Origin of the sequence: Peptoniphilus olsenii, assembly GCF_040545475.1 — a bacterium.
GTDB lineage: Bacteria > Bacillota > Clostridia > Tissierellales > Peptoniphilaceae > Peptoniphilus_A > Peptoniphilus_A olsenii.
This window is the reverse complement of record NZ_JBEPMA010000007.1, coordinates 48,170-72,343: the sequence shown is the minus strand read 5'-3', so window position 1 is coordinate 72,343 and position 24,174 is coordinate 48,170. Positions and strand designations below refer to the sequence as shown.

Annotated in this window: 23 protein-coding genes; 1 reads left to right on the top strand and 22 read right to left on the bottom strand. The window is 30.4% G+C overall.

All coding sequences use genetic code 11. From position 1 onward, the window contains the following. From ABID14_RS06645 to ABID14_RS06580, 14 genes are all read right to left on the bottom strand, one after another. Entirely contained in the window at positions 1–681 is a 681-nt protein-coding gene (locus tag ABID14_RS06645; protein ID WP_354368399.1) for a response regulator transcription factor, read from the bottom strand. A gap of 4 nt (positions 682–685) precedes the next feature. Next, positions 686–1,318, bottom strand: a complete 633-nt coding sequence (gene phoU / locus ABID14_RS06640; RefSeq protein WP_354368397.1) for a phosphate signaling complex protein PhoU — start codon at positions 1,316–1,318, stop codon at positions 686–688. After that, on the bottom strand, positions 1,318–2,073 hold the full coding sequence (gene pstB / locus ABID14_RS06635) for a phosphate ABC transporter ATP-binding protein PstB (RefSeq protein ID WP_435529955.1): 756 nt from the start codon (positions 2,071–2,073) through the stop codon (positions 1,318–1,320). Before pstB ends, phoU begins: the two co-directional genes overlap by 1 nt. Before the next feature lie 2 nt (positions 2,074–2,075). After that, positions 2,076–2,957: a phosphate ABC transporter permease PstA gene (gene pstA / locus ABID14_RS06630; RefSeq protein ID WP_354368413.1), complete on the bottom strand. Its 882-nt coding sequence runs from the start codon at positions 2,955–2,957 to the stop codon at positions 2,076–2,078. Next, complete coding sequence (gene pstC / locus ABID14_RS06625; protein WP_435529956.1) at positions 2,950–3,858, bottom strand: phosphate ABC transporter permease subunit PstC; 909 nt, start codon at positions 3,856–3,858, stop codon at positions 2,950–2,952. Before pstC ends, pstA begins: the two co-directional genes overlap by 8 nt. Before the next feature lie 27 nt (positions 3,859–3,885). After that, on the bottom strand, positions 3,886–4,812 hold the full coding sequence (locus tag ABID14_RS06620) for a substrate-binding domain-containing protein (protein ID WP_354368393.1): 927 nt from the start codon (positions 4,810–4,812) through the stop codon (positions 3,886–3,888). A 433-nt stretch (positions 4,813–5,245) separates the two neighbouring features. Next, positions 5,246–9,220 (bottom strand): FtsX-like permease family protein, encoded by a 3,975-nt coding sequence (locus ABID14_RS06615; RefSeq protein WP_354368391.1) that lies wholly within the window; start codon positions 9,218–9,220, stop codon positions 5,246–5,248. A gap of 7 nt (positions 9,221–9,227) precedes the next feature. Beyond that, complete coding sequence (locus ABID14_RS06610; protein WP_354368389.1) at positions 9,228–9,929, bottom strand: ABC transporter ATP-binding protein; 702 nt, start codon at positions 9,927–9,929, stop codon at positions 9,228–9,230. 313 nt (positions 9,930–10,242) lie between these two features. Continuing rightward, complete coding sequence (gene smpB / locus ABID14_RS06605) at positions 10,243–10,701, bottom strand: SsrA-binding protein SmpB (RefSeq protein WP_354368387.1); 459 nt, start codon at positions 10,699–10,701, stop codon at positions 10,243–10,245. Continuing rightward, entirely contained in the window at positions 10,694–12,796 is a 2,103-nt protein-coding gene (gene rnr / locus ABID14_RS06600; RefSeq protein ID WP_354368385.1) for a ribonuclease R, read from the bottom strand. The genes smpB and rnr overlap by 8 nt, the downstream gene beginning before the upstream one ends. Next, entirely contained in the window at positions 12,797–13,969 is a 1,173-nt protein-coding gene (locus ABID14_RS06595) for a D-alanine--D-alanine ligase family protein (RefSeq protein ID WP_354368383.1), read from the bottom strand. 5 nt (positions 13,970–13,974) lie between these two features. Further along, positions 13,975–15,510, bottom strand: a complete 1,536-nt coding sequence (locus ABID14_RS06590) for a UDP-N-acetylmuramoyl-tripeptide--D-alanyl-D-alanine ligase (RefSeq protein ID WP_354368381.1) — start codon at positions 15,508–15,510, stop codon at positions 13,975–13,977. After that, positions 15,507–16,286: an alpha/beta fold hydrolase gene (locus tag ABID14_RS06585; protein WP_354368411.1), complete on the bottom strand. Its 780-nt coding sequence runs from the start codon at positions 16,284–16,286 to the stop codon at positions 15,507–15,509. Before ABID14_RS06585 ends, ABID14_RS06590 begins: the two co-directional genes overlap by 4 nt. Next, positions 16,276–16,734, bottom strand: a complete 459-nt coding sequence (locus ABID14_RS06580; protein WP_354368379.1) for a hypothetical protein — start codon at positions 16,732–16,734, stop codon at positions 16,276–16,278. Before ABID14_RS06580 ends, ABID14_RS06585 begins: the two co-directional genes overlap by 11 nt. 113 nt (positions 16,735–16,847) lie before the next feature. Between ABID14_RS06580 and ABID14_RS06575 the strand changes: the two genes are divergently transcribed. Beyond that, complete coding sequence (locus ABID14_RS06575; RefSeq protein ID WP_354368377.1) at positions 16,848–17,087, top strand: glutaredoxin family protein; 240 nt, start codon at positions 16,848–16,850, stop codon at positions 17,085–17,087. A gap of 414 nt (positions 17,088–17,501) precedes the next feature. On the opposite strand, the gene ABID14_RS06570 is transcribed toward ABID14_RS06575, so the two are convergent. The 8 genes from ABID14_RS06570 to cysS all read right to left on the bottom strand — a co-directional run bounded on the left by ABID14_RS06570 (position 17,502) and on the right by cysS (position 24,164). Further along, positions 17,502–19,298: an oleate hydratase gene (locus tag ABID14_RS06570; protein WP_354368375.1), complete on the bottom strand. Its 1,797-nt coding sequence runs from the start codon at positions 19,296–19,298 to the stop codon at positions 17,502–17,504. 201 nt (positions 19,299–19,499) lie between these two features. Next, positions 19,500–20,072 carry a TetR/AcrR family transcriptional regulator gene (locus tag ABID14_RS06565; protein WP_354368373.1) on the bottom strand — a complete coding sequence of 191 codons (573 nt, stop codon included), beginning with the start codon at positions 20,070–20,072 and terminating at the stop codon, positions 19,500–19,502. A gap of 116 nt (positions 20,073–20,188) precedes the next feature. Beyond that, positions 20,189–20,356 (bottom strand): hypothetical protein, encoded by a 168-nt coding sequence (locus ABID14_RS06560; protein WP_354368371.1) that lies wholly within the window; start codon positions 20,354–20,356, stop codon positions 20,189–20,191. A 6-nt stretch (positions 20,357–20,362) separates the two neighbouring features. Next, positions 20,363–20,899 carry an NYN domain-containing protein gene (locus ABID14_RS06555; protein WP_354368370.1) on the bottom strand — a complete coding sequence of 179 codons (537 nt, stop codon included), beginning with the start codon at positions 20,897–20,899 and terminating at the stop codon, positions 20,363–20,365. 4 nt (positions 20,900–20,903) lie between these two features. Beyond that, positions 20,904–21,611, bottom strand: coding sequence for a 23S rRNA (guanosine(2251)-2'-O)-methyltransferase RlmB (gene rlmB, locus ABID14_RS06550; RefSeq protein WP_354368368.1), 708 nt, complete (start codon positions 21,609–21,611; stop codon positions 20,904–20,906). Between the two features lie 8 nt (positions 21,612–21,619). Continuing rightward, positions 21,620–22,378, bottom strand: coding sequence for an FAD-dependent thymidylate synthase (gene thyX, locus ABID14_RS06545; RefSeq protein WP_354368366.1), 759 nt, complete (start codon positions 22,376–22,378; stop codon positions 21,620–21,622). Then, positions 22,375–22,782, bottom strand: coding sequence for a Mini-ribonuclease 3 (locus tag ABID14_RS06540; protein WP_354368364.1), 408 nt, complete (start codon positions 22,780–22,782; stop codon positions 22,375–22,377). Before ABID14_RS06540 ends, thyX begins: the two co-directional genes overlap by 4 nt. Further along, a complete protein-coding gene (cysS, locus tag ABID14_RS06535; protein ID WP_354368362.1) occupies positions 22,767–24,164 on the bottom strand; it encodes a cysteine--tRNA ligase in 1,398 nt (465 codons plus the stop codon). The genes ABID14_RS06540 and cysS overlap by 16 nt, the downstream gene beginning before the upstream one ends. Between the last annotated feature and the right edge of the window lie 10 nt (positions 24,165–24,174).

The window sequence follows — 24,174 nt, the reverse complement described above, 5'->3', positions numbered from 1 at the left end:
CTATTCTTTGCTTGAGAGCATATAACCTACGCCTCTAATAGTCTTTATATACTTTCTCTTTTCTTTTAATTTGTCTCTTAAGAGTTTAATGTGCATATCCACTGTTCTAGTTTCACCTTCATAATCATAGCCCCAAATATAAGTCAGTAGCTTTTCACGAGAAATCACTATATCTTTATTTAGAACTAAATATTTTAAAAGTTCGTATTCTTTAAAAGTGAAACTAACTTGTTCACCATCTATTGTTACAATTCTTTTTAAATCGTCTATGACAATTCCGTTAAATTCAAGTAAATTTTCTTTCTTGTCTTGTGATTCTATCCTTCTAGTAATAGCACCCACTCTAGAGAGCAGTTCCATAACTGAAAATGGTTTTTTAATATAATCATCAGCACCAAGATCAAGTGCAGAAATAATATCATATTCTGTAGTTTTAGCGGTAATCATCATAATCCAAGTTTTTTTGGTATGTGGATTTTCTTTAATTCTCTTTAAAATTTCAATACCATCAATATCAGGTAGCATAATATCTAAAAGCACTAAATCAGCGGCTCTTTCGGCATTTTCTTTGAAAAAATCTTTACCATTTTCAAAGCATTTTACCTCATAGCCTTTACTCTTTAGCGAATATTCAATTAGCTTTAATATTGACAGATCATCTTCTACAACATAAATTAACATCAAATCATCCTTTTATTGAAAAAATCACCCAACGTGAAATATTTACAGCGTGGTCAGCAATTCTTTCCAAATATTTTGAAATCATAAGAAAATCAATTGCTGCCTCTGGATCAAAATCTGATTTAATTATATCAATTATTTCGTCTCTTATCATTATAAAATAATTATCTATAACATCGTCTTCTTTTTCAATTTGCTCAGCAGCTTCAATATCACGGTTGACAAAGGCATTAATTGAGTCATTTACAATCCCAATAGTAGCTTCTGCCATATCATTGATTAAAGGGAATTTATCTTTTCGATAATCAATTGGAAGTAGCATGCAAATTTCAGCAATATCCCTTGAATTATCTCCAATTCTTTCCATATCAGTTATCATTTTAAGTGCAGCCGAAATTCTTCTTAAATCTCCAGCGGCAGGTTGCTGCTCCACAAAAAGTTTAAGACAATGTTTTTGAATTATATCTTCGTAGACATCAATCTTTTCTTCAAAATTTGACACTTCTTTAGCAATTTCTTTATCTTTTTCATCTAGAAGTAAAATAGCTTTTTTAATCGCATTTTCATTTAGCATTGCCATCTCAAGTAGCAAATTATCTAAATATCTTAAATCTTCATCAAACTTTTCTCTCATCATTAACCAAACCTTCCTGTAACATATAGTTCTGTTTTCTCTTCTTTCGGGTTGGTAAAAATATTAATTGTCTTGTCATATTCTACTATAACACCATTTAAGAAAAATGCAGTTTTGTCCGAAATTCTTGTAGCTTGTTGCATATTGTGAGTCACTATAACTATAGTATAATTTTCTTTTAATTGTTGAGTAAGATCTTCAATTTTACCAGTTGATATAGGGTCAAGTGCTGATGTAGGTTCGTCCATTAAAATGATTTCTGGATTTACAGCAAGGGCTCTAGCTATACAAAGTCTTTGTTGTTGACCACCAGATATAGAAAGTGCAGATTTTTTTAAGTCGTCTTTAACTTCATCCCATATAGCTGCCTTTTTAAGTGAGCTTTCTACAATTTCATCAAGCTTTGCTTTATTTGTAATACCATGAGTTTTTGGTCCATAAGCTATATTTTCATAAATACTCATAGGAAACGGGTTGGGTTGTTGAAATACCATACCAACTCTTTTTCTAAGTTTATTTACATCATAATTTTTGTCGTAAATATCTTCCCCATCTAAAGTAATTGTTCCTTCAATTTTACAACCTACTATCAAGTCGTTCATTCTATTTAAACATTTTAAAAGAGTTGACTTTCCACAACCACTTGGTCCAATAAAAGAAAGTACTTCATTTTCATAAATATCTAGATTTACATTGTGCAGTGCTTGAAAATCTCCATAAAACAAATCAAGATTTTCAACTTTCATTTTTTCTTCCAAAATTATTCTACCTCCGAAAGTTTTTCAGCGAGTTTTGTCGATGCGTAGTTAATTAATAAAACTAATACAAGTAGCACCATTCCAGTTGCGTATGCTTCTCCGACATGCATACCTTCAGAAGATAGCATATACATATGAAGAGCCAATGTTCTTGAAGAAGAACCTAATGAGGTTGGCAAAGATGTGGCTGTACCTAAAGTATACATTAGTGCAGCCGTTTCACCTACTACACGCCCAATAGATAAAATTATTCCAGATAATATACCCGGAATTGCAATTGGGAGAACAACTTTGAAAATAGTTCTAAGTCTTCCTGCTCCAAGTGCAAAAGAACCTTGTCTTATCGACGGGTGAATTGATTTTAGTGCTTCTTCTGTAGCTCTCATTATAATCGGAAGTATCATAATTGAAACAGTCAAAACACCCGATAATATTGAGAATCCAAGATGCAATTTAGTTACAAAAAATAACATACCAAAAAGTCCATAGACTATTGACGGAATTCCTGCAAGTGTTTCTGTAGCAAGTCTAATGCCTTGCACTAATTTGTTCTCCGTTGCTGTATATTCAACCAAAAATATTGCAGTGAATATTCCAATTGGAGAAGCAAATAAAATTGCCAATAAAACTGTAATAAGCGTAGTTACAATTGCAGGACCCATTGACACATTCTGCGTAGTGTAGTTCATAGATAGCATCTCTGGCCTAAAATTGAATATTCCCTTTGCAACTACAAACGCAACTATAAAAACAAGTATTGCAAATGTTGCTGCACTGAAAAGTCTTGTAAATATTTTATAAAAGGACATCTTCTTACCAATTCTTAAAAATAGCACAGCTGCTATAAAAACAATAAGGATGCCTATTGCGATTTGCTTAGCTATTTTGATCACTCCTCTTCTTCATTGCAAAAAATCCTAAATTAATAAGGAGTATGAAAATAAATAGTACTGCAGCAGTCGCTATAAGTGCTTGTCTATGATCTCCAGCAGCATATGCCATTTCCATTACGATATTTGTAGTCATTGTTCTCATTCCTTTTAGGATATTAAATGTTAATCTAGTTTGGTTACCAGCAACAAGAATTACTGCCATTGTTTCACCTATAGCTCTACCCACTCCTAATATAATACCTGCAAAAATTCCTGATTTCGCGGCAGGCACCATTACTCTTGTTATTGTTTCATCATGAGTCGCACCAAGTGAAAGTGAGCCTTGGTAATATGATTTGGGTACAGTTCTAAGAGAAGCTTCTGCCATTGAAATTATTGTTGGCAAAATCATAATTAAAAGTAAAATTGAAGCAGTAAGCATATTCATACCAGTTCCACCAAAAATCGATCTATTTATTGGCACAATAATAGTAAGTGCAAAAAAACCATAAACAATTGATGGTATACCTGTCATCAAGTTTAATGCTGGTTTTAAAATTTTGTAAATTCCTCTAGGGCAATCAAAGGCCAAATAACAAGATACCATTACTGCAATAGGAATTGCTGCGATTGATGATAATGCAGTAATTATTATAGAACCTAGCATCATAGGTAGTATTCCATAACTAGGTGGTTTGTTGGAAGGGCTCCAACTATCATTAAATATAAATTCTTTTACTCCGACTTTTCCTATGAAAGCAAAAGAATCTTTGAATATGAAGACGCATATCAATAACAAGAAAAAAATTGACAATATAGAACAAAGCAGGAAGAAATATTTAAATACTTCTTCCTTGGTAAATGCTTTTCTTTGGTTTTCCTTGCTGATAGTCGCCTTATTGATGTCTTCCATTTGTTTCATTCCTTTTTAAACCAAAAATTATTTTATAAATTCAGACCATTCAGTAACTGCGCCTGTGAAAATTTCTTTTAAGTTATCCATTGTTAAGTCTTCAACTGAGTTTTCTTTGTTAACAACAACTGCAATTCCGTCTCTTGCAATTACTAAACTTTCAACTTCTGCTGCTTCTTCTTCTTTAAGTTCTCTTGAAGCCATACCTATTTGAGCTGTTCCTTCTATAGCTGCTGTCATACCTGCTGAAGAACCATTTGATTGGATATCAGCTTCAAAGTTAGGATTTAGAGCTTTATAAGCTTCAACAAGTTTTTCCATAAGTGGAGTAACTGAAGTTGACCCAGCAATTGCTATATGTGCATCATTGTCGATTGGTTCGTATGCTTCTGCATCATCTTCACCAATATATCCTTCTTCAGCAGCGATTTTTTGTCCTTCTTCAGACATGATAAATTTAATAAAATCTTGAGTTTTTTCATCAATTTCTGCTTTATAAGCAATGTTAAAAGGTCTTGCTAATTTGTAATCTCCAGATTTAATATTTTCTGCAGTAGCTTCTACTCCGTCAACTTTAACAGCTTTTACTGTATCGTTAAGAGAACCTAGAGAAATATAACCAACACCTGCTTTATCATTTTGAACAGTTGTAAGAACTGCATCAGTTGAAGATTGAACTGAAGCTTCTTCATAAGTTTTATCTACTTCATTATCTCCGTCTTTTTCAAGTACTCCAGTTAGTTCAGTAAATGCTGATCTTGTACCAGAACCTTGTTCTCTTGAAATAACATTAATAGTTCCAAGATCTGCAGCCGCTTCTGTAGCTGGTTGGTTTCCACCTGCGTTTGCACCTTCATTAGCTGTTTCGTTTTTAGGTTTGTTACCTCCACAAGCCACAAGTGAAGCTGCAAGTGCGATTAAAATACCCACTTTTCCTAATTTTTTAAGTTTCATTTTCCTTCATCCTTTCAAATAATTATTTATAATGATTTATTTCATTGTCATTATAGGAATAATTTGTAAATATGTAAGCTACCAAATGTAAATACTATGTAAAATGTTTTACAAACTGTTCTTGCTTTGTAAAATAAAAAATATAAATACAAAAACTTTGTTATTTTCAACATTTACAGTGTTTTTTATCTTATAATAAATCATTTGGAAGATAAGATTCGTTTATTAGTATTTAGCAAAAGTCGTAAAATATTTAGAAACAGTTCCATTTTTAATAAAATGTAGATTAATTTATATTACAAAATATCAAAATTTCTATTTAATATTACAGATTAATTAAAAAAAAGACTCCCATTTTTATAATGAAAGTCTTTTTTATTAATATCTTATAGAAGTTATTAGCGATAATTTTCAAAATACTATATGAAAATCATTATTCTACAGAACTTAATGCTTCTAATGGATTAATTTTTTTGATTTTATAGTGAAAAACAAACATTATACCTATATTTATAATTGCAGTTATAATAGCTGCATATAAAAAAGGTCTAAATGTTAATTTCTCCGGTAGCATTGCCATATTAGGAACAACTATTTGAAGTATCGAATAGTGAAGTATCTTACCAACAAATAAACCTAGTATTATCCCTATCGCCACTAAAATATAAGTTTCTTTATAAATATAAAGCGTTGATTCTTTTGGATAAAATCCCAATACTTTTATTGATGATACTTCTCTTATTCGCTCCTCTATATTTATATTTGTCAAATTATATAAAACGACAATTTCTAAAATTGTGGATACTACAAGTATCACGACTTCAACTTTATTTATAGAATATAAAAATTGATTAAGTTGAACTTTGGAATCATGCATATCAGTTATATTCATAACAGATTTGTTTTTTATTGTATCTTTTGAAAATTTGTCAATATCAAAGTCATCTTCGAATTTTAATAAATCCATGTTTGGTACATATCTAGACCCTGTCACTGTCTCATAATAATCTTTATTCATGAAAAGATAATGTCCAAGATAAAACTCGCAAATGCCAGATATTTCTACATCAAAATCATTGCCATAGACATCTTCTATTGTCAGTACGTCTCCTACTTCTATTTTTTTAATTTTGGCAAGTTTTTCTGATACTATTGCACCTCTATTATTTAAATCTAATAATTTGCCGCTGGATTTATCTTTGACTTGTATATAATTTTTAAAATCATCAATATCATCAGGTACAATTAGTTCGATATTTTCTTGTAAGTCTCTATAGTCTGTTTTGAAAAATTCTTGATAAACTTTTTCTGTATTATAACCATTTTTATTTATTTCTTTTCTATACATTTTATAGTCATCATCAAATAACTCACTATCATATAGTACGGAAACATTATATTTTATAATATCTTCAAATTGTAATCTCTCAACATCTTTTACTGAATCAGATATACCAAAACCTAGAACTAGAAGTGCAGCACAACCAAGCACACCTAAAATTGTCATTAACATTCGTTTTTTTGATCTAAATAAATTTCTGGCAGTAACTTTTGAAAGAAAAGAAATATTATTCCATATAAATGGAAATTTTTCTAACAAAATTCTATTTCCCTTTGCTGGAGGTTTCGGCCTTAGTAACATGGCAGTCTTTTCTTTTAGAGTTTTATTTACAGAAAGGCTTGCGGCTATTGCTGTAAACATAAATCCTACAATTATAGCAAATATCATTTTTAAAGGAAACATACTAATGATAAGTTTGTCTTCAAAAATTGTCTTTGTAGAATACGCATTGCCAATAATATAAGTCAATATATAAGAACCACTTATAGCACCAAGTAACCCTCCAATTAGTGAGGCAAGCATTCCATACATAAAAAATTTTTTTGCAATCTCTTTATTTGGGTATCCAAGTGCTTTGTATGTTCCTATTATTGTCCTGTCCTCTTCTACCATTCTTGTCATTGTGGTAAAAGACACTAGTAAGGTTATTGCAAAGAAAAACACAGGAAATATTAGGGATAATCCATCTACTCTCTTTGAATAATCAGAATAAATATTTATGTCATTAATTAGATGACGAGGTATTATTTTATATCTTGGTGCTTTTATCAATGATAGATATCTTCTTCCATCTTTGATTTCTTCTCTCGCTTTTTCTATTTTTTTCTTGGCCTCTTGTGATTTATCTTTATATTCATCTTCTCCTTTTAATAATTCACGTTCTCCTTTATATAGTTTATTTTTTGCATCGTCTAAGCTGTTTTTTGCTTTTCCGAGTTCCCTATTTAATTTTTCTTCACCACTAGCTAAATCTTTTATACCTTCTTCGTATTTTTCCTTGCCTCTTTCTAGTTTGGATTTAGAGTCTATAAATTTATCATAATTTTCTTGATAACGAGCCTGACCCTTTTCATAGTCTCTTTTTCCTTGTTGCAATTTTTCTTCAGAAGAATTTATTTTTTCTTTAGCTTTTGCAAGTTCAATCTTTGCATCTTCTATTTTTTGACGATTTGCTTGGAGTTCATCTTTATTCCTTTTATATTCTCTCTCACCCTCTTCCGCCTCATTTATTGCATCATTTAATTGTCTTTGGGCTTCATCTAATCTTTCTTTAGATGATACTAATTTTGCTTTAGCTGCAACTAACTCTTTTTCTGAACTTTCAATTTTATTTATGGCTTCTTTTGCCTGTCCTATTTTATTCTTTAATAATGCAATATCCTCTGGAACATTAATTTTGAAACCTTCTGGCAGTTGAGAATTAATTTCTGCTAATGCTTGTTCAAATATAGTTTTGCTATCATTGATAGTTTTTAGAGAATTATTTATACTTTCAAGTTTTGAACCCAGCTCATCTCTTTTATTATAAAGATTTGCTAAATCATCTTTTTGGGAATCATCATTTTCTATTAATTTAATTTGTGAGTTTAAATCTTTTATTTGAGCTTCGAGATTATTTTTCTGTTCTTCCAAATTCTTTAATTTCTCATCAATACTTGGCACATTATTAAAAAGCTCTTGGGCTTTATTGATTGCAAAGCTCGCACCGCCAATAGCATCTTTTGCTTCTTCATAACTCATATTTAATTTTGCAGAAAGTTCATTCTTACCATCTTCAAGTTTTTGAAGCCCATCAATATATTTTCTCTTACCATCTTCATATTCAGATAGCCCAACTTCTAACTGAACTTTAGCATCTTCTATTTTTGCCCAACCACTGTCTAATTTTTTGCGTCCTTGTAGTAATTGTTCTTCTCCTTTTATTAACGCCTCTTTTCCAGCTTGTGATTCACCAAGGCCTTTTTGATACTTTTCTTTTCCTTCTGTTAACTTACGCTCTCCTTCATCTATTTTATTTTTAGAATCTTGAAGTTTTAATTTACCTTCTGCTAACTCTTTTTCACCATCAGAAAGCTTTATCTCATTTTCGTCAATATCTTGTTTGGCTTTATATAATTTATCGCGAGAATTTTTAATCTCATTTTCGCCCTTTGCTTTTTCTTTATTATATTTTGAAAGCCCTGTTTTATAATCTTCTTTGCCTTTCTTTAAATCTTCACGCCCTTGAGTAAGCTCATTTTCTGCATCATTAAGTTTATTTTTTGCATCGCTTATCTCATTTTCGCCTTTATTTATTTCTTCGGTCAATTTTTCTTTCATAGCAGATAATCTATCTATAGGTCGGTATTTCATATCAATTCGAAGCCTGTTTTCCTTTTGTTTCATCAAAGCCCTATATTCATCGCCAGAAGTATCAAGTCCTTTTGAATCCGAAAAATTAATTTTAGAAATCGTCGGTTTACCATTAAAATTCTGTGGAAGTATATAGCCAAATCCCGAAATTTTGCCATATCCTCTATCAGAGTAGCCCCTGCTATCCTTCATTATATAGTCGAGAGTCTCAACATAACCTACAACTTTAAAATCATAAATATTTAAATTATTCTCAGAATCTATATCATCATCTTTTTCAAAAGAAATAGTCTGTCCAATTGCATAACTGTCTTTCATCTCATAATCAAGTAATATTTCATTATCATTTTTTAAATTTCTACCTTCAATTAATTGAGGCATAGAAACTTCATAAGGATAATTTATGAGTTTAATTACAGTAGCATCATCTTTTAAAAATAGCTCTTTATCATATCCATATTCAAGTTCCGCAATATTTTTTTGGCTTTCAATAATGGATATATCCTCATCTAAAAACCCAAGAGGACAAGTGACTAACATATCAGCATAATTTAGTTTTTCTACTTTATCATTTAGAGTGTTACGCATTATAGGTCCTGTAGAAATAAGACCTATCAATACAAAAACACCAAGAGCCACAATTAAAAGGATTGAAATAAATCTTTCTATTGTGTTTTTTATTTCTCTTGTTGTATCTTTTAACGCAGCTTTCACTCTGCACCTACCATTCTATTTCCATAATATCCTTTGGATTATCATTAATAGTTATATTCTTAATCTTAGCATCACTAATTTCTATTAATCTATCAGCACTATCTTTTATAGCAGAATTATGAGTGATAACTACTACAGTGGTATCTGTAGTTTTAGTAAGATTTTGTAATAATTTCAAAATTTGCTTTCCCGTATTGTAATCAAGTGCACCTGTGGGCTCGTCACACAAAAGTAATTTTGGATTTTTAGCAATAGCACGAGCTATAGAAACTCTCTGCTGCTCTCCACCCGAAAGTTGAGACGGAAAATTATTCATCCTTTCAGAAAGTCCCACACTTTTAAGAACCTCTATAGGATTTTTTGCATTATCTACAATTTGAGTAGCAAGTTCCACATTTTCTAGTGCCGTCAAATTGGGAATTAAATTATAAAATTGAAAAACAAATCCCATGTCATATCTTCTATAAGTAGTGAGTTCTCTTTCATTTAAAGATGCAATATCTTTACCATCTACATATAAATTACCTCTACTAGGAGTATCCATTCCTCCTAAAATATTTAAAAATGTAGACTTTCCAGCACCACTGGCACCTAAAATCACTGCAAACTCATTTTTTTCAATATCAAAATTCAAATTGTCATTTGCAGTAATTGACCTCTCACCTGCAGAATATATCTTAGATAAATTTCTAACTTCAATAAATGCCATAATATCACCTTTTACCCAATTATAACAGAGAACTTTTTATATGTGAATGAGTGTATTAGAAAAATAATTTAAGTTTAAATATGGTATTATTAAAAATATTAAAAAATAAATAAAGCATTAAACAAAAATATAAAAGATTTAATTCTTATACCTATTTAAAGGAGACTTAGCACTATGAAATGAGAAATCTATTATTTTTATATGTTTTGGTCATAGATTTATCTAATAATGAAAATATTATAAAATCTAGTTAGATATTACATTGTTTTATAATTAAAAAACACCTACAAGTGTAGCACTTGTAGGCATTTAATTAATATCGTAAAGCTTGACGTATTTTTTTATCTTCTTCTCGTTTTTTCATTGTTTCTCTTTTATCCCAAAGTTTTTTACCTTTACATTTCGCTATTTCAGCTTTTATCTTACCTTTTGATAGATAAAGTTTAAGAGGGATTATTGTATAACCATCAATAGTTTTTACTTGTTCTAATCTTCTAATTTCTTGTTTATGCATCAATAGTTTTCTTTTTCTGAGCGGATCTGCATTGTTAATATTACCTTGCTCATATGGACTAATATGCATGTTGACTATATAAATCTCACCATTTATTATATCGCAATAAGCATCTCTTAAATTTACTTCTCCAGTCCTTATTGATTTTACTTCGGTCCCGAGTAGTTCGATTCCTGCCTCATATCTATCTTCTATAAAATAAAGATGCCCTGCTTGCTTATTTCTTGCAAATACATTTCCTTCATTTTTTTTACTCATATATATCACCAACTAATTTAAAATCTATGGTCCCCATATTTAAATCAACATTTGCGACTTCTATTTCTACTTCATCTCCAATATGAAATTCAACTTTTGTATCATAATCTATTGCTTTATAATTGTCTACATCGAATTCAAAATATCCATCCATGCTTTTATAGCTAACTAGTCCTTCTACTAAATTAGGAAGTTCCACAAAGATTCCAAAGCTTGTTATACTCGATACATTTCCAGTGTATATATTTCCTATTCTCTCTGACATATATTCCGCCATTTTCACTGCTTCAACTTGTCTTTCTGCATCTTGTGCTTTTTTTTCTGTATTTGAAACATGCTCTGCTATTTCTGGCAATTCATTTTCAAGTCTTTCTATGATTTTTTTGGATAATCTATGATTTATATCTTTTTTAATTATTCTATGAATCGTTAGGTCAGAATATCTTCGTATTGGAGAAGTAAAATGTGTATAGTGATTAAACGATAAACCAAAATGTATATCTAACTCTGATGAATATTTTGCCTTCTGCATTGCTCTAAGTGTCAAAGTAGAAATAAACATCTCTTCTTTTTCACCTTTCACTTTTAGAAGTATTTTTTGGATATCGCGAGGATTTACTTCTTCATCATAATTTATCATATAATTTAATGGTCTAATATAGGAATTAAGTTCTGATATCTTTTCTTCTTTTGGTCTTTCGTGAATTCGATATAAAAACGGAATTTCTTTGAAATAATATTTTTTTGCAACACAAACATTGGCAAGCAACATAAAATCTTCTATTAATTTATTTGCAGATCTTCTATCTTTTTTATAAATATCGAGAGGCCACCCATCTTCATTAACTTTAATTATAACCTCTGGTATGTCAAAATCAATAGCTCCCCCTTCTTCTCTTCTTTTTTGGAGTACTTTTGAAAGTTCATACATATTGGATAATATTTCTTCAAGTCCTTCAATTGAAGGAGATACTTCACCTTTTTCAAGATAGTCTGATACATCTTCATAAATAAGTCTTCGACTCGAATTGATGACAGATTCTACAATTTCATATTTTTTTACTTTACCATTTCTATCGACATCAATTACACATGAAAGTGTAAGGCGATCTACTCCTTCATTTAGTGAACAAATTCCATTAGATAATTCTACGGGAAGCATCGGTATAACTCTATTTAATAGATAAACTGAGTTTCCCCTCTTGTGAGCCTCTCTTTCAATTTCAGAATCTTCTTTAACATAATGTGCTACATCAGCAATATGAACACCAAGTCTAAAAGTATTTTTATCTAATACTTCTAATGATATAGCATCGTCAAAGTCTTTTGAGTCTGCACCATCAATTGTAAAAGTTGTTAAATCTCTAAAATCCACTCTTGATTCTATTTCTGCTTCAGTTACTTCTTGAGGTACTTGTTTGGCTTCCGATAGAGCTGATTTCGGAAACTCCATTGGAATTTCCATAGCTGCCGCAATCGCCATTATATCTACATGTGGATCTGTAGGATAACCTAGAACTTCTATAATTCTTCCTTCAGGTTTTTTCTTGTCTGTTGGCCATTTTTCTATTTTAACCACTACTTTTTGACCACTTCTAGCTCCATGTATCTTTTTCTTTGGAATATAGATATCCATTGCAAATTTACTTTCATCTGCAATGACAAATCCAAAATCTCTTTTATCTTCAAAAATTCCAACAACTTTTGTATTTACTCTCTTGACAATTGATACAACCTTGCCTTCGTCACGGTCTCCTGATTTGTCATCGTATTTTTTTACAATGACTTCATCTCCATTTAGTGCAGTGTTTAAATTATTTCTTGAAATATATATATCTTCATCAAGATTTTTACTTATCAAAAAACCAAATCCTTTAGATGCAGTTTGGATTTTTCCGTAAAAATATTTTGAATTGTCCACAAGTCTATATTTTTTTCTTTTGTCTAAAAATATTAGTCCTTCTGTCTCCATCTCTTCTAATAAACTTGTAAATTTTGCCTTTTCTTTGTTCTTAATTCCAAGGTGCTTTATGAGTTCTTCTCGAGACTTTGGTTTTGATCTTTCGATAATTTTAAAAATCTTTTCTTTAATCATTTAAATCTTTGCTCCATAGCTTGTCATATTAAATAGGTTCGAATCAATTGAATACATACTTCTTTTTCTGTCTTCACTTCTCTTTTTACCCAATTCAATTAGTTTTGATATGAGTTCTTGTAATTTTAAGCCATTAACTTCATATAAATAAAAAGCGATAGAACCTGGCAGTGTATTTATTTCATTGACAAAGACTTTGTCTTTATCTACTAAAAAGTCAATTCTAGCAACTCCTGAACCATCTATTGACTTAAAAGATTTTTTGGCTAAATCTTTAATTTCTTGCTCTAGTTTTTCACTTAAATCGGCTGGTAGCTTTTTGGCTTGATTTTTTTGACTAGATTTACTTCCCTTTGAACCAGCTACATATTTATCTTCATATTTTAACAAATCTTTAAATCCTATAGGTTCTTCACAAGCAGATAAGAGTAAATCATCTTCATAACCAAGAACTGCAATATTAATCTCTCGTGGATTATTTACTGCTTCTTCAACAATTATTTTTCTATCATAATTAGCAGCAAGTTCAAGGGCCTTTGTCAATTCAAGAGTATCTTTAACTTTACTTATTCCAATAGATGAGCCCAAATTTGCAGGTTTAACAAAGAGCGGGAAGTTTAAGTTTTCACATTTTTTTATAACTTTCTCCAGATTGTTTAACTCTTCACGATAAAAATATTCGTATTTAGTCATAGGTATATTTTCAGATTCAAAAACTTTTCTCATAGTTATCTTATCCATGCCAACTGCTGCACTCATAACTCCACAGCCAGTGTAAGGCATACCCATCAGTTCAAAAAGTCCTTGTGTGCATCCATCTTCACCAAAAGTTCCATGAAGTGCAAAAAATATTAAATCTATTTTTTCATATACTGCAACTTCATCAAAAGCTGGTTTAAATAATTTCTTCTCGTTGTGTTTTATATAATATAAATTGTGGTTATTAAATTCAGGTTTAAAGAAGACTTCTTCTGCATCGTGAAAATTACCTGTTTTATAACTTTTGAAGTTTTTTAGGGATTCACCTGATAAGAATTTTCCATCTTTATTTATATAAATTGGTATAGGATTATATTTTGATTTATCCATATTTTCTATTATTTGCATGCCTGTTATCACAGATACTTCATGCTCAACAGATCTCCCACCAAAAATTACACCAACATTTTCCATTAATTTCACTCCTCGTTGTAATTATCTGGCAAGTCATTTTCAAATAAAATTACATCACCAGATTTAGATATTTGAGCTAGAACTTCAGTAGCCTCAGTTAGAGTACCTACTTGAAAAATATTTTCTTTAGGAAAAGATTTGTTTACAAGTCCTCTATAAATTGGTTCTGTTCTTTTTTTGCCCACTAATATTGCGAAATCGACAACTCCTGACATTTCTTCGCCTATTTTTTCATTTTCTTTAACTTCCATATCCCCAAGCTCAACCATGCCCGGAGTAATAATAATCTTTCTATTATTTTTAAATTCAGCTAATACATCAAGAGCAGCTCTAAAACCTACAGGATTTGAGTTAAATGCATCATCAATTACTATTGTTCCATTATTAGTATCCATAAGGCTTAGTCTATGTTCTACTGGCTCTACCTTTTCAATTCCACTAGCAATTTGTTCAAGAGTTAGTCCTAAAACATGAGCAGCAGTTGCAGCTGCAAGTAAATTAGAAATATTGTGAACGCCTAGCAATTTGGTTTTACACATTATCTCTCCTACTCCTTTGATATTTAAATTGAATTTAGAACCTTCTTCTGAAACAGAAATTTTATCCGCAAAGACATCTAACTTATCTATATCTTTCATTCCATATCTATATGTCTTCTTTAAAGTTTTATCTGCAAGAGGTTTCACATAATCATTGTCATAATTAAAAATCGCTATTCCATCTTGTGGCAAATCCTCAATCAGTTCATATTTTGTCCTTTGAATATTTTCTATAGTTTTAAAAAGATGCATATGTGTAGGGCCTATAGCAGTAATAATTCCTATATCAGGCTGAACTAATTGACTAACCTCGTGAATCTCACCTGGAACTTTAGCTCCAAGTTCTGCAATAAATACCTCTCTATCTCTTTCCAATTCATTGTTAATTATCTTAGAAAGACCCATTGGAGTATTAAAAGAAGATGGAGTATTTTTTACTTTTAATCCTTCACTGAGAATAGTATCAGAAATAAATTTAACTGATGTCTTTCCAAAAGAACCTGTAATCCCCAAAACTTTAAGTCCATGATTTTGTTTATAGTCTTTAATTTTATTTTGAGCACTGTCAAAGAAACCTTGATTTATTTCTAATTCACGTGGCAGCGCCAGCGAATTTGAAAAAAGTAAAACTTTATATTGAAAATAATAAAGTAACAAAAACATTAAAGTTGCAATAATAGCACTTAACACAAAATTATTAGTGAAATAATATAAAATAGTCGCTATTACAACAACTATCAAACCAACAATCCCATTTACGCTATTGTGTTTTGCTACTAAACGATTAACTCTATCAGTAAATACAAGCGGTGTCTTTTCTTCTGATTGTTTTGCATAATAAAATCTATTTAGTTTATTTCTATTATCCTGTAAAAAATTATTAAAATCTTCATTGTCATAACCTTCTAGTTGCAACATATGCAGAGGATATAATGTCCTCTTTTTGCTAGCAAAAATATAAATAAATAATAAAATAATCGAAAAAATAATAATTTTAATCATCTGTTATCTCCTAAAAATGAATTTAAAACTGCATTAAATGTCCCAAAGTCGTCTATATAAGAATAATGACCAGCACCATCTAAGACAACTAGACCCGAGTTTTTAATTTTCTTCTCGAATATGTGTGCCATATAAAGTGGAGTTGCATCATCATTTTCGCCCCAAATTAAAAGAGTCTCTGCGTCTATATTCTCAAATTCTTCTTCAGTAGACTCATTTACAACTTTTACAAAACACTTACGCATAATCCCATTGGCATTTTGATAATCGTCAGAACCATGTTTTTTATAAAACTTTTTGAGACTTTCCTCATTGCCGCCATGGGTAAGTAAATAAAGTTTTTTCATTAATTTAAAGGAATATACTTTAAAATAATAAGACAACTTTCGCTTTGGCAATACACCTGATGCATCTATCAATACAAGCTTTTGTACTTTCAGCGGATTTTTTGCTCCTAAAATAGTTAGAGTTTTCCCACCAAAAGAATGCCCAATAAATGTAGCTTTTTCGATATTAAATTTTTCTAACAAAGTGAGCAAGAACTCATAATAATCATAAGTACCCATGACAAAATCCGGGTCTTCAGTATCTCCAAAACCCGGTGCGTCATATGCGTAAACTGTATATTCACTTGGCACTGCTTTAAGAATTGGAGTTATTGACTCAATATATGCACCCCATCCATGTAAAATAACACAGATTTTATCTCCGCCATTTCTTTTAATATATGCAGTTTTAATTCCGTTAATTTCTATAAATTCTTTATTAAAATTCATCTTCATCTTCTTCTATTGTGAGTATTTTGTAACTTTCGTCCGTTTCAGCTTTATCTTCATTAGTGATAAATAAACCTGTATCAGAAAAATCATCCTTATTATTTTTACTCACTTTATTAAACTTTTCCACATAAAGACCACTATCATCAGAACTATCAGAGACTTGTAAATTCATCTTTAAAGAAGAAAGTCTAGAATTTGTCCTTTCAATTTCTTGAAAAATTTCATCTAAATCAATCTCTGTATTAACGCCTCTATAATCATCATAAAAATATTTGCCGAGATTTGCATAAAGGTCTTTAAGTTTTCTCTCTTCATTTAAAATTTCGTACTTGAGTTTTGCGATTTTTTTAATTTCTTTTGACTCATCCACAAGTTTTTGTGATAAATAAGACAAATTTTCTTTTATATCTCTAAAATTACCATCAAAATTATCAAATAATCCCAAAAAATCACCTCGAATCTCTCTTATTATACCAAATAATTATAAGTATTTAAATATCAAGCATTCTACTTGTTTTATAAAAAGGTAAGTGGGTAAAAAAATAATGGAGGTGCACAATGGAAAAATTGACATTGTATGTGGGTACATTTTGCCCATTTTGTAAAAAAGTAGAAAATTTCATGGAAGAAAAAAATATAAATTCTGTTGAAATTAAAAATATCGATAAAGATGCCGAAGCAAGAGACTATTTAATTGAAAAAGGTGGCAAAAAACAAGTACCTTGCCTATTTATTGGCGACAAACCACTATATGAATCAATGGATATTATCAAATATCTAAGAGATAATGCACAATAATTAATTTTTGACAATCTTTTCATAAAAGTATAAAAATGCTTGAGAAATTTCTCAAGCATTTTTTAAATATTAAATCTTAAGTGAAATCCCCGTCAAATCTCATCTCGACTAAATAAGCCGCAGCAAATTAAAAAGAGTTATGTATGCGGTTAAGAGAATATTTCCCACTTACCAAGTCATCCTGAGCAAAAGCATACAAAAACATTTTTATTTATAAATACAAAACTATTTTATTGTAGTAGATTTCGTTTTAATAAATAAGTTATATTTATGGCTATAATAAAAAATTTTAAATTAACATTACAAAACAAAAAACTAGCCCCAATTAATGAGGCCAGTCCAAGTTACTATGAAAATCTGAAATTATTATTAACTTTTAAATTTTATTTTAAGATTTATTTTGAAATTTATTAATTATAGTAGTTTAAATTCTTTTAACATCGCCTCTATTTCAGTACCACTTATTAGTTTTGCAGCTACTGCAAGTTTATCAAGTGGCAAATCAACTTCTGGTCTTTCACCATCATTTAATGCACTTGCTCCAGCTAATAAATATCTAATGTCATATCTTGAAGCGAATACTTCTGGAACTTTCTTTTCTACTCCAGTTAGTACATAAACTGCTTCCATTGCACATCTGCCAGAATATTCTGTAGTAAATACTGTGTCACGTCCTGGATTATCAAGTGTTTCTACAAATTGACCCAAGAAAGCAAAGTTTACTGCATTTTCTGGAACTATATAAGGTCTATCTCCAAAACTTCTTGGCATAAATTGTGCAGTGATATATGGCATAAATACTGGAATAGTTGAGGTTTCTTTTGCAAGTCTTTCGATGTCTTCTTCTGGCACTCCAATATGGTATAGCCATTCTTTAGCAATTTCTTCTCCTGAACAATCTCTCATTCGTTTTTTGATATAATCTCCCTCTACATCTGTAAATAAGGAATATACCCACACTGCTATTTGGTCATCTGGTTGGTCCATATATTGGCCTTGTCTGTTTATAGTCCAACTCATTAGCCAACTTGAATCTTTTACTGTAACAATTCCACCAGTTACAACTTTTCCACCATATGGAGTCCTTTTTGTAATTTTTTCTATATATTCTGCAATTTCTTTACTCATTACTGTAACTGTAGCAGATTCCCAATTTGTTTTTTCAATATCTGAAGTGAATACTTCTGGATGTCCAAAATCATCAGATTTTTTTGAAATATTCTTCCAAAGTTTAAAACTACCTTCCATGTTTTCATCTATAACTGGTGCTTTATCGTTTGTTCCATAAGCTGATGCTTCGACAATTGAACCTGTTGTGACAAATATCAAATCATCTTCTGAAAGCTCAATTGATTTATCTTCTCCAGTTTGAGAGTCTACTGCAATAATCTTTGTGGCAACTTTCTTTTCTTTTGTGATATCAAAATCTATATCTTCCACATTGTAATTATACTCAGTTTTTACACCTAAATCTTTTAGCCAAGTCATCATTGGCGTTACTATAGATTCATATTGGTCGTATCTAGTAAATTGAAGTGCTGAAAGATCTGGTAGTCCTCCAACATGGTGTATAAATCTATTGATATACAGTTTCAATTCTAATACTGAATGCCAATTTTCAAAAGCAAACATTGTTCTATAGAAAGTCCAAAAATCGCTTTCTAAAAATTCATCTGAAAAAACTTCTTCTACTGAAATTCCTTGCAATTTTTCATCAGGAGTTAGCAGTAAATGAACTATTTCTTTTATTACATCTTTTGAAAGATTAAATTTTCCATTATCATATCTTTCTCCACGATTTTTAGTTATTCTACAATTACTATAATTAGGATCATCTAAATTTGTATAATATAGATAATCTAAAATTGAAACATTGGGATCTTCTCTTGAAGGAACTACACTAAATAAATCCCATAAAACTTCAAAATGATGTCCTGTTTCACGTCCTCCTCTTGCTACATAGTCTACGTCTGATAAAAGTTTACCGTCAAGAGCTCCTCCAGCAATATCATCTTTTTCTAAAAAAGTAATATTTGAAGGGTCCATCTTTGCGTCTTTAATCAAAAATCCTGCTGTTGCAAGTCCTGCAATACCAGTTCCTACAATATAAGCTTTTTTGTTTTCAATTCCTTTTGGTTTTCTAGAGTTAACAAGTCTGTCATAATCTCCATTACCAAGTTTAAGTCTTTCATCAAAAGTCTTAATATCCATAATGTACCTCCATTAAAATTAGTATTATCAATTACTGTATTTATATTTTATCCAGTATAGATATATCTTAAAATGGTTATTATAAGGCCTTTGTTAGAACTTTAGTTGATTAAATAAAAATGTATGATTTTTGAATAAAATAAAAAAATGTGCAATTTTTAAATAAAATAAAATTTTTGCACATTTTTTAGGCATTTGTGTTTAATTGTCTAGTTCTTCACTTATACGCAGTGACCTTTCAATATTTCCATCAAATAATTTTCCTATTCTATAAATCACAAGTTGAGGCTCTTCTTTCATTCCATCTTGTATCCACTTGTCTAAAAGCCCGACAAGTGCTGCACGATAAAAATTCCTAATTAGAATTTTATCCTTTTCCTTTGCTATGATATTTTTAGATTCACATTCGTTTTTTATATATTTTTCCATAACTGCTTCACATACTTTAAATAAATAATCGTCAGTATCTTTTTTGTCTATAGATTTAAAAATATTTTGAGTAGCTTTTTTATTTTCCAAAATAAAGGAAACAGCATGCAATAGGCTATCTTCCCAAGAGTAAGTATTGTTAAATTCTTTATCAATTTTTTCTAATTCATCATTTAAAATCTCTTTAACTAACATATATATGTCTTCATAGTGGTAGTAAAAAGTATTTCTATTGATATCACATTTTTCTGCAAGTTCTGCTATTGTAATATTCTTTAAACTTTTAACTTCTACTATATTCAAAAATTCTCTTTTAATTAACTCCTTAGTATATTGCCTCGCCATGAGATACATCCTCTCTATTTACCTTATTTTTATATTTTTACCCATTAATTAAAAAAGAGCACCAAAGTGCTCAAAGTTAGTTAAAAAATCAATTTTATATCATAATATATCTATAATTAAAAAATAAATTTAAACAAAAAAGAAAACAATATTATTCCAACTACCAAAACTGCAAATGTAATTCCTATATCTGTAGTTGAAAAATCAGATTTATCATCAAAGGTATTTCCTTCAATTAGTTTTCTATCATCTTCTTTAAATTTATCTTCTTTATTAACTGGCATAATTTATCAATCTCCCAAAGATTTTTTAAGATTTTCTAATGCATCTAAACTCTTTTCGTCAAGTGAATATACTCTTTCTTCTTTTAACTTTTGAAGAGTCTTTTCGGTTCTGATTTTTTGACTCAATACTTCAGCTTCAAGTTCTCTTGCAGAGATTCTAGTGCCTCCTCTTGACAATATTATCTGTTGTTCTACATTATCACTTGTCGCAACTCTAACACCGGTAAATCTGCCAATATAATCAAGTTCTTTTTCAATAAAGTGATCGGCTGTCTCAAACTCCTTAGTAAAAACTACTTTGATGCCATCTTCGTTATAAACTTTGCCAGCAGATTTTTTGACTTGATAAGCATCAAAGACCAATATTATTTCTTCTTTTGTAACATGAGAAAACTCAATCATAATATTAATAAGTTCATCACGAGCATCTTCTAATGATACATTTTTTAATTTTATTAAATTGTTCCATGAATTAATAATATTATAACCGTCCACAAAAAGATAATTTTTACCTTTTTTATATGGACTTCTTCTGTTTCTCATTTTATTATCTCACTATCTCAAACATAATAACTGCAGCAGCCACTGAAGCATTTAGAGAATCAAAATCAGAAAAATTAGGAATAGTGATTATTTTATCAGAGCTTTTTAATAGATTTTTAGACACTCCCTTGCCCTCATTTCCAATAATAACTCCAACCTTTCCCGAAAAATCAGTTTCACGAATATCTTCGCCTTTTAAATCTGTGGCAAATATCCAAAAACCAACTTCTTTTAATTTTTCGATGGCTTGGGAGATATTCCCTACTTTACATACATCGATGTCATATATAGCACCAGCAGAAGATTTGACTACCGTATCATTTACTGTGGCCGCTCTTCTATTTGGAAAAATTATTGCATCCACACCAAAAAAATTGGCACTTCTGGCTATTGCACCAAAATTATGTGGGTCTTCAATTTTATCTAAAATAAAAATTTTAGCATTTTCTTTATCTTTATATTTATTGCATAAATCTTCAAGTTCCACATAAGTAAAATCACTGACAAGAGCCACTACAGCTTGGTGATTAGTTGAGCCCGCTAACTCTTGTAGCTTTTCATTATCTGCATTTACTGTTGGAATTTTTCTATCGCGAGCCATCCCTATTATTTTTTTAATAGAGCCTGTGGCATTTTTGCCTACATATACTTTTTCAACTTCTTCATTTTTTAGAGCCTCCATAACAGGCCCTCTACCATATATATATTTCATAAATATCCCTATAAATTTTTAAATTTTTCACGAATTAAATTCTGTTTACCACAAGTCATCTTACCTTCAGGACAAGGACCCTTTACACAACCAGGACCTTCATTTTTAAAAAGTGTAGGAGCTACTTGTTTTACCTGTTTTAGCATTTCAGTAGCAAGTGCTCTTATTTCCCATTGTGCTCTTTCACAGCATCTTACTGTAAAGAAATGTTGCAGGGTTCTTACATTCATTGTAACTACAATTTTCGTTTCACAAGCATTTGGAAAAACATATCTAGCATCTTCTATACACTGTTTCTCAACAGCACTTCTAGCTTTCTCCTCTGGCATGCCTTCCGCTATTAATTTTTGAGAACTTTCTTTTATTAAAATCTCAACTAAAGTATTATAATCTTCTTGATCTCTTTGCATAGCTTCAATAAAGATTTTTTTTGCTTTCTCATTTTCTTCAATTTGCGGCGGAATAATATACTCAAAATTATCAAGCTTTACATACCTTTGAGATTGCTGTGAATATGATGCGATTCTATGTCTTACTAATTGATGGGTTAAAGTTCTAGATACACCCTCAATTGCAAAAGTAAAGCTGACATGTTCTAGAGGAGATAAATGAGAAAAGCTCATCAATTTTTCTAAAAACTTTTCAGCACTCTCGTCAGTTAAGTCTTCTGAAATATCTTCAACACCAACTCTCGAATAACACAACTTTGCAGAAGCAGCTATTGTCTTTTCGGGATTCATTGTGTGAGAAATTATTTTTACCTTCATTCAATCATCTCCTTAAAAATCTTTCTTATTCTATCATATTCTTTAAATAAATATAAATATCCAAACAAAGCCTCCATGCCTGTCGCATATCTATAATCTATAGGGTCCGCATTTTTGGGGACAGTATGCGATTTAGCATTTCTGCCCCTTTTAAAAACTCTAATCTCATCTTCGTTAAGAATTGGTTCCACTTTTTCGAATAAAGCTCTTTGAGATTTTGCCCTCACAAATTTTACACTTTCTTTGTGCAACTTATTAGGATTCTTCTTGGCATCCAATATATAACTTCTGACTAGCATCTCAAAACAAGCATCACCAATATAGGCAAGAGCTAATGGAGAAAGTTCCAATATATCAGATTTAGTAAAATCCTTTATCTCTAAATAATTTAAATTCTCTTCCAAGTTGTACCACTTCTTGTATCTTTTATTTCGATGCCCATTTCTTTTAATTCATCTCTAATTTCATCCGCCCTTGCAAAATCTTTATTCTTACGAGCAGCATTTCTTTCATCAATAAGTTTTTCAACTTCTTGAGATAATTCGCCTTGTTCTTCTTCCATAATTCCTAAAACTCTAGTTAATTTTTTTAATAATTCAAGGGTTTTATTTAACATTTCTTTTGAATTATTTTCATCAAGATTCAAGTTAATATCTTTTACCAGGTCGAAAATTGCTGTGATTGCATCAGCAGTGTTTAAATCATCTTCCATAGAAGTTTCAAATTTTTTTATGTGAGCATCAAAAGATTTAAACAAGCTTTCTTCATCAGAGGTAATATTATCAAGTGTAGACTTTTTAATTGCATCTTCTAATTTAAATTTAGCATTATATAATCTTTCACGTGAATTTTTTGTTTGATCCATTACTTCTCTTGAAAAGTTTATTGGTGAACGATATTGAGTAGTGAGTAGAAAGAATCTAAGGATTTCAAGGTCATATTCTTCGGATATTTCTCTAACAGTAAAGAAATTGCCCTTTGACTTACTCATCTTTTCATTATCCACAGTAATCATACCATTGTGAAGCCAATAATTTGCAAAAGCTACATCATTGCAAGTCTCTGATTGTGCAATTTCATTTTCATGATGAGGAAATTGTAAATCTTCGCCACCTGTATGAATATCAATAGTATCTCCAAGAAGAGTTTTTGCCATAACAGAACATTCAATATGCCATCCAGGGCGTCCTTCGCCCCAAGGTGCTTTCCAGAATGGCTCTTTTTCTTTTTTATTTTTCCATAGAGCAAAATCTTGTGGATTTTTCTTGTTGTCATTTACATCAACTCTGTGTCCAGAAATCAAGTCTTCTAAATTCTTTTTAGAAAGCTTACCATAATCTTTAGCATGAGTTATATCAAAATAAACATCTCCATCAACCACATATGCCGCCCCTTTATCAATAAGAACAGAGATAAAATCTATCATCTCATCAATTAAATGAGTAGCTCTTGGGTTCATAGTTTCATAATCATATAGATGAAGTCCTCCAGCATCTTTTTTAAATTCAGCAATATATCTTTGTGCAATATCAGATACCGTGACACCTTCATCATTAGCTTTATTAATCATTTTGTCATCAATATCAGTAAAATTTACAACAAATTTTACATCTAAACCTTTGTATAAAAAATATCTTCTCAAAGTATCAAAAACTACCAATGGTCTTGCATTTCCCACATGAATGAAATTGTAAACAGTGGGACCACAATTGTATATAGAAACTTGTCCATCTTTAATTGGTATAAAATCTTCTTTTTTTCGTGTCAGAGTGTTGTATAATTTCATAAATAACCCC